This is a genomic window from Luteibacter sp. HAY1-4A, assembly GCF_056755355.1.
Genome location: NZ_JBNDHZ010000089.1, coordinates 1 through 5,875 on the forward strand (window position 1 = coordinate 1; position 5,875 = coordinate 5,875).

The 5,875-nt window shown below is 65.9% G+C and carries 5 protein-coding genes; all 5 read left to right on the forward strand.

Going from position 1 to position 5,875, the window contains the following annotated elements; all coding sequences use genetic code 11:
- Positions 1–373: 373 nt before the first annotated feature.
- Positions 374–1,549, forward strand: a complete 1,176-nt coding sequence (locus ACPYOD_RS18870) for a thiolase family protein (RefSeq protein ID WP_481303226.1) — start codon at positions 374–376, stop codon at positions 1,547–1,549.
- 156 nt (positions 1,550–1,705) lie between these two features.
- Positions 1,706–2,077: a hypothetical protein gene (locus ACPYOD_RS18875; protein ID WP_481303227.1), complete on the forward strand. Its 372-nt coding sequence runs from the start codon at positions 1,706–1,708 to the stop codon at positions 2,075–2,077.
- Positions 2,078–2,202: 125 nt separating this feature from the next.
- A complete protein-coding gene (locus tag ACPYOD_RS18880) occupies positions 2,203–3,810 on the forward strand; it encodes a carboxyl transferase domain-containing protein (protein WP_481303228.1) in 1,608 nt (535 codons plus the stop codon).
- Between the two features lie 73 nt (positions 3,811–3,883).
- Positions 3,884–5,230, forward strand: coding sequence for an exodeoxyribonuclease VII large subunit (xseA, locus tag ACPYOD_RS18885; protein ID WP_481303229.1), 1,347 nt, complete (start codon positions 3,884–3,886; stop codon positions 5,228–5,230).
- Positions 5,231–5,308: 78 nt separating this feature from the next.
- Positions 5,309–5,875, forward strand: a 567-nt coding sequence (locus ACPYOD_RS18890) for an aldehyde dehydrogenase family protein (RefSeq protein WP_481303230.1), incomplete at its 3' end; no start/stop codon positions are given.

Consider the following 5,875-nt stretch of genomic DNA (forward strand, 5'->3'; position numbering starts at 1 on the left):
AGTTGTGTATAAGAGACAGAGTCAGGCCGACCGCCACCACCACCGCCGCAGGCGGTCAAAGTCACACCCACAGCAATAGCCAGCGCGAGTTCGCGCCGACGCGGCATCTTGATCGTATTCACGTTGTCCCCTGGTCCGACGTCAATGTCTGCGCCTGGCATGCTCCAAGCGCCCCTCGCGAAATACTGCCATAACTGGTTACGAAAAAACTCAAGACTCGCAAATTCCCGAGCGCCCCCTGCCGGAACGGCCTGGCGGCCCCGGGGGTCCGGCCTTTGCCGCGCCGCAGATTGCCCCTCCCCGGCCCCCGCTGCGATACTCGACGGGTTTTCCGCTCCGAAAGGGCGGCCATCCGAGTCTTATGGAGTACCCCATGTCCGACATCGTCATCGCGGGTGCCAAGCGCACCGCCATCGGTTCCTTCCTCGGCCAGTTCACCGGCGTACCCACGCCGAAGCTGGGCTCCGTCGCCATCAAGGCGGCACTCGACCAGGCTGGTGTCGCGCCCGCGGACGTAAGCGAAGTCATCATGGGTTGCGTGTTGCCGGCCAACCTCGGGCAGGCGCCCGCGCGCCAGGCATCGCTCGAAGCGGGGCTGCCTGCGTCCACCGGCTGCACCACCATCAACAAGGTGTGCGGTTCCGGCATGAAGGCGATGATGCTCGCACACGACCTGATCAAGGCGGGTTCGGCCAGCATCGTCGTGGCGGGCGGCATGGAGTCCATGACCAACGCACCGCACATGGTCGCCGCGCGTACCGGCATTCGCTACGGCGACGGGCAGCTCGTCGACCACATGGCTTGGGACGGCCTCACCAATCCGTACGACGGCAAGGCCATGGGCGTTTTCGGTGAGCAGTGCGCCGACAAGTATCATTTCTCGCGCGAGGAGCAGGACGCCTATGCCATCGCTTCGGTCGAGCGTGCCCAGGCCGCACAGAAGAGTGGCGCCTTCGCGAACGAGATCGTCCCGGTGACGGTGCAGGGTCGCAAGGGGCCGCAGGAATTCGCCGAGGACGAACAGCCAGGCCGTTCCGATACTGCGAAGATCCCCACCCTGCGCGCCGCCTTCCGCAAGGAAAACGGCACGATCACGGCCGCCAGCTCGTCCAGCATCTCCGACGGCGCCGCCGCCCTGGTGCTGCTTTCGGCGGACGACGCCAAGGCCCGGGGGGTCAAGGCATTGGCTCGTATCGTTGCCCACGCCACCCACTCGCAGGAACCGGAATGGTTCACCACGGCCCCGGTGGGCGCCATTTCCAAGGTGCTGGAAAAGGCCGGCTGGAACGCCGATGAGGTCGATCTTTACGAGGTCAACGAGGCTTTTGCGGTGGTTCCCATGGCCGTCATGCGGGAACTGGGCGTGCCCCACGACAAGCTGAACATCCATGGAGGCGCCTGCGCGCTGGGCCACCCCATTGGTGCCAGCGGTGCCCGTATCGTCGTGACTCTTCTCAATGCCTTGACGGCCCGTGGGGCAAAAAAGGGTGTCGCCGCGCTCTGCATCGGTGGCGGCGAGGCAACGGCTATCGCCATAGAACTGGTGTGAAGCCGCCGTCGAAAGGCGCACGTATCGAAACGATCACGCGACATACATGGGTTTTAATGCGCCCTGAAGCGAAATGGCTCCATGTGTAGCTAAGTAGGTACAACTGAGCTATTAATACGCCCGCCTAACGGCATTCCACGGCTAAGGAGAAACATAATGAATTTGACGCGTACCCTTCTCGCCTCTGCGCTCGTCGCGCTTCTGGCAGCTTGCAGCAACGGCGCGCAGGATTCCGCGCAAGACGCCCAGAAGTCGGCTGCCGATGCCCAGCAGCAGGCAGACAAGGCCCAGCAGGCCGCCGACCAGTCGCAGAACGCCGCGACCTCGCAGGCCGCCGACCAGGCCCAGCAGTCCGCTGACCAGGCCAAGGACGCTGCTTCGCAGGCCCAGGCTGCCGCTTCGGCATCCTCTTCCGGCATGGCGAAAGACGCCGCTTCCAACGCCGCCGATCAGGCCGACAAGTCGGCTGACCAGGCGAAGGACGCTGCCGACAACGCGAAGAGCGCTGCGGACGACACCAAGAAGTAAGCCTTTCCAGGTTTATCTTCGTACCAGAAAGGCGGCCACCTTCGGGTGGCCGTTTTTTTATGCAGAGGAAGGCCCCTGCCGCAACGCAGCGTTTGCGTTGCTGGCCGCACCGTTATCATGTCCTCATGCCTATCCTCACTTCGCAGCTCGATACCCGCTCCACCGAATTCCAGGCCGCCAGCCTGCGCCTGCGCGCACTGACGGAAGACCTGCGCGAGACATTGCGGCGCACGGCCGAGGGTGGTGGAGCGAAAGCGCGCGAGAAGCACGTCGCCCGCGGCAAGCTCCTTCCCCGCGAGCGCATTCGCGCCCTGCTCGATCCCGGTTCGCCATTCCTTGAAATCGCTCCCCTGGCCGCCCACGGCATGTACGACGACGCGGCTCCCGCCGCAGGCGTCATCGCGGGTATCGGCCGGGTAATGGGACAGGAAGTGGTGGTGCTGGCGAACGATGCCACCGTCAAAGGCGGCACGTATTTTCCGATGACGGTGAAGAAACATCTTCGCGCGCAGGAAGTCGCGATGGAAAACCGCCTGCCCTGCGTGTATCTCGTCGACTCCGGCGGCGCCTTTCTCCCCTTGCAGGACGAAGTGTTCCCCGATCGCGAGCACTTCGGCCGCATCTTCTACAACCAGGCACGCATGAGCGCGCAGGGCATTCCGCAGATCGCCGTGGTCATGGGTTCGTGCACCGCCGGCGGTGCCTATGTGCCGGCCATGAGCGACGAGACCATCATCGTCCGCGAACAGGGAACGATCTTCCTCGGCGGTCCGCCGCTCGTGAAGGCCGCTACCGGTGAAGTGGTGGATGCGGAAGCGCTGGGCGGAGCCGACGTGCACACGTCGGTGTCCGGCGTGGCCGACCACTTCGCGGAGAACGACGCCCATGCGCTCGCCATCGCCCGCGACATCGTGGGCTCGCTCAACCGCGTGAAGAAGCAGCCGCTCGCCGTGCGCCCACCGTTGGAACCGCGCTTCGCCGCAGAAGAACTGTACGGCGTGATTCCGGAGGACACCCGGCGCCCCTTCGATATCCGCGAGGTGATCGCGCGCCTGGTGGACGACTCCGAATTCCACGAATTCAAGGCGCGCTACGGGAAGACCCTGGTCACGGGCTTCGCGCACATCCACGGCTACCCTGTCGGCATCGTTGCGAATAACGGCATCCTGTTCGGCGAATCGGCGCAGAAGGGTGCGCACTTCATCGAGCTGTGCAACCAGCGCAACGTGCCGCTGGTGTTCCTGCAGAACATCACGGGCTTCATGGTCGGCCGCAAATACGAGAACGGCGGCATCGCGAAGGACGGCGCGAAGATGGTCACTGCCGTTGCGTGCTCGCATGTGCCCAAGTTCACCGTGGTGATCGGTGGCAGCTTCGGCGCCGGCAACTACGCCATGTGCGGACGCGCATACGGTGCCCGCTTCCTGTGGATGTGGCCCAACGCGCGCATCAGCGTCATGGGCGGCGAGCAGGCGGCCTCCGTGCTGGCCACCGTGCGGCGCGACGGCATCGAGGCCGGCGGCGGCGAATGGAGTGCCGAGGACGAAGAGGCGTTCAAGGCACCCATCCGCGACCAGTACGAGCGCCAGGGGCATCCGTATTACGCCAGCGCCCGCCTCTGGGACGACGGCATCATCGATCCCGCCGACACGCGCCGCGTGCTGGGGCTCGCTATTTCCGCCTCGCTCAATGCCCCCATCGAGCAGGGACGCTTCGGCGTCTTCCGTATGTAGCCGCGGCTGAAGAGTATTCGCTAAGTCCCCGCCCCATCGACATTCGCCACCGCCGTGCTAACCTCGGCGGTCCATGTCCGCATCAGATGACCGCGCGCCTCCGGAGATCCTGACGCCCACCGGCCTCAACCGGCTGGTGCGCGACCTGCTGGAGGACGCCCTGCCCATGGGCGTGTGGATCGAGGGCGAATTGTCGAACGTGGCGCGACCTTCGTCGGGGCACGTGTATTTCACCCTGAAGGATGCCAACGCCCAGGTCCGCTGCGCCATGTTCCGCATGGCTGCCTCGCGCCTGCGCTTCCGCCCGGCCGACGGCATGCACGTGCTCATGCGCGCGAAGGTGGGGCTCTACGAAGCGCGGGGCGAGTTCCAGCTTGTCGCCGATCACATGGAACCTGCGGGCGAAGGCGCGCTGCAGCGCGAGTTCGAGCAGCTCAAGGCCCGCCTTGGCGCCGAAGGACTCTTCGCACCCGAGCGCAAGCGGACACTGCCTGCCTTTCCCCGCCGCATCGGCGTGATCACGTCGCCCACGGGTGCGGCCGTACGCGACGTGCTCAGCGTGCTCGGCCGTCGCTTCGGCCTCGCGGAGGTCGATGTGCTGCCCGTGCCGGTGCAGGGTCGGGAGGCCCCTCCAGCGATCGCATCGATGATTCGTCGCGCCTCGTCGAGCGGCATCTACGACGTGCTGCTCGTGACGCGTGGCGGCGGCTCGCTCGAAGACCTCTGGGCCTTCAACGACGAACAGGTGGCGCGTGCCATCCACGCGAGCGCCGTTCCCGTTGTTTCGGCGGTAGGCCACGAAGTCGATTTCACCATCGCCGATTTCGTGGCCGATCTGCGCGCGCCGACGCCGTCCGCTGCGGCAGAGTTGCTCGTGCCCGAGTCCGGCGACATCGCTCGCCAACTTGCTCGACTGCGCCAGCGCATGGCCACGCTGATGGCCCGCCGCCTCCAGGCCGCGGCGCAGCGGGCCGACCACTGGCAGGCACGTCTCAACGCGCAGCGGCCACAGGCCCGTCTTGCGCGCGACGCACAGCGCCTGGAAGCGCTGCGGCGCCGCCTGTACGTCACCATCGGCCAGGCGAACAACCTTCGCCAGGCACGGCTTGAACGTCTCCAGGCGAGGCTCGTGGCCCAACATCCGCGCCTGCGGCTCACCCCTGCCCGCGTCCGTATCGCCGACCTGCGCCAGCGCATGTCCGTGGCCATCGCACGAAGGATCGAACGCGACCGCCTGCGCCTCGCGGAGCAAGGGCGGACGCTGCATGCCGTCAGCCCGCTGGCCACGCTCGAGCGTGGCTACGCCATTGTCTTCGATCAGCACGAGGCCATCGTGCGCCGCGCGTCCGACGTGTCGCCGGGCGACCACTTGCGCGTGATGCTCGGCAACGGCGAGATCAAGGTGCGCAGCGAGAGCTGACGCGGCCGGCGCGTATACGGCCAGTGAACGTCGCAGGCATCATGCTTGCGCTATCGATCGATGCAATGGGGTTCCCTCATGCTCGCCAAGAGCTATCCGTATTACGTCGCGAACAAGCCGGTCAAGGCGGGCAAGAAGAAGCTCGACGTCATCGACAAGTACACCGGCAAGGTGGCCACGCGGGTGGCCCTGCCCGACGCCGCGGCGTTGGAGAAAGCCATCGCGGCCGCCACTGCCGCGGCGCCCGCCATGAAACGATTCCGTCCTTACGAACGGCAGGCGGTACTCGAACATTGCGTGCGCCGGTTCAACGAGCGGCGCGACGAATTGGCCTATGCGTTGTGCGTCGAGGCGGGCAAGCCCATCAACGATTCGATCGGCGAAGTCACTCGCCTCATCGAGACATTCAAGATCGCGGCCGAAGAGTCCGTGCGTATCGAAGGCGAGACACTCAACCTCGAGATCTCCCCACGCACCGCCGGCTACCACGGCTATACGCGGCGCGTCCCGCTGGGCCCGGTGGCCTTCATCACCCCGTTCAACTTTCCGCTCAATCTCGTCGCGCACAAGGTAGCCCCGGCCATTGCCGCAGGCTGCCCCTTCGTTCTTAAACCGTCAGAGCGCACACCGCTGGGCGCACTGATC

Excerpts from the sequence above, each read along its gene's own strand:
- ACPYOD_RS18870 (WP_481303226.1), top strand. The coding sequence starts at position 374 with ATGTCCGACATCGTCATCGCGGGTGCCAAGCGCACCGCCATCGGTTCC.
- ACPYOD_RS18875 (WP_481303227.1), top strand. The coding sequence starts at position 1,706 with ATGAATTTGACGCGTACCCTTCTCGCCTCTGCGCTCGTCGCGCTTCTG.
- ACPYOD_RS18880 (WP_481303228.1), top strand. The coding sequence starts at position 2,203 with ATGCCTATCCTCACTTCGCAGCTCGATACCCGCTCCACCGAATTCCAG.
- xseA (WP_481303229.1), top strand. The coding sequence starts at position 3,884 with ATGTCCGCATCAGATGACCGCGCGCCTCCGGAGATCCTGACGCCCACC.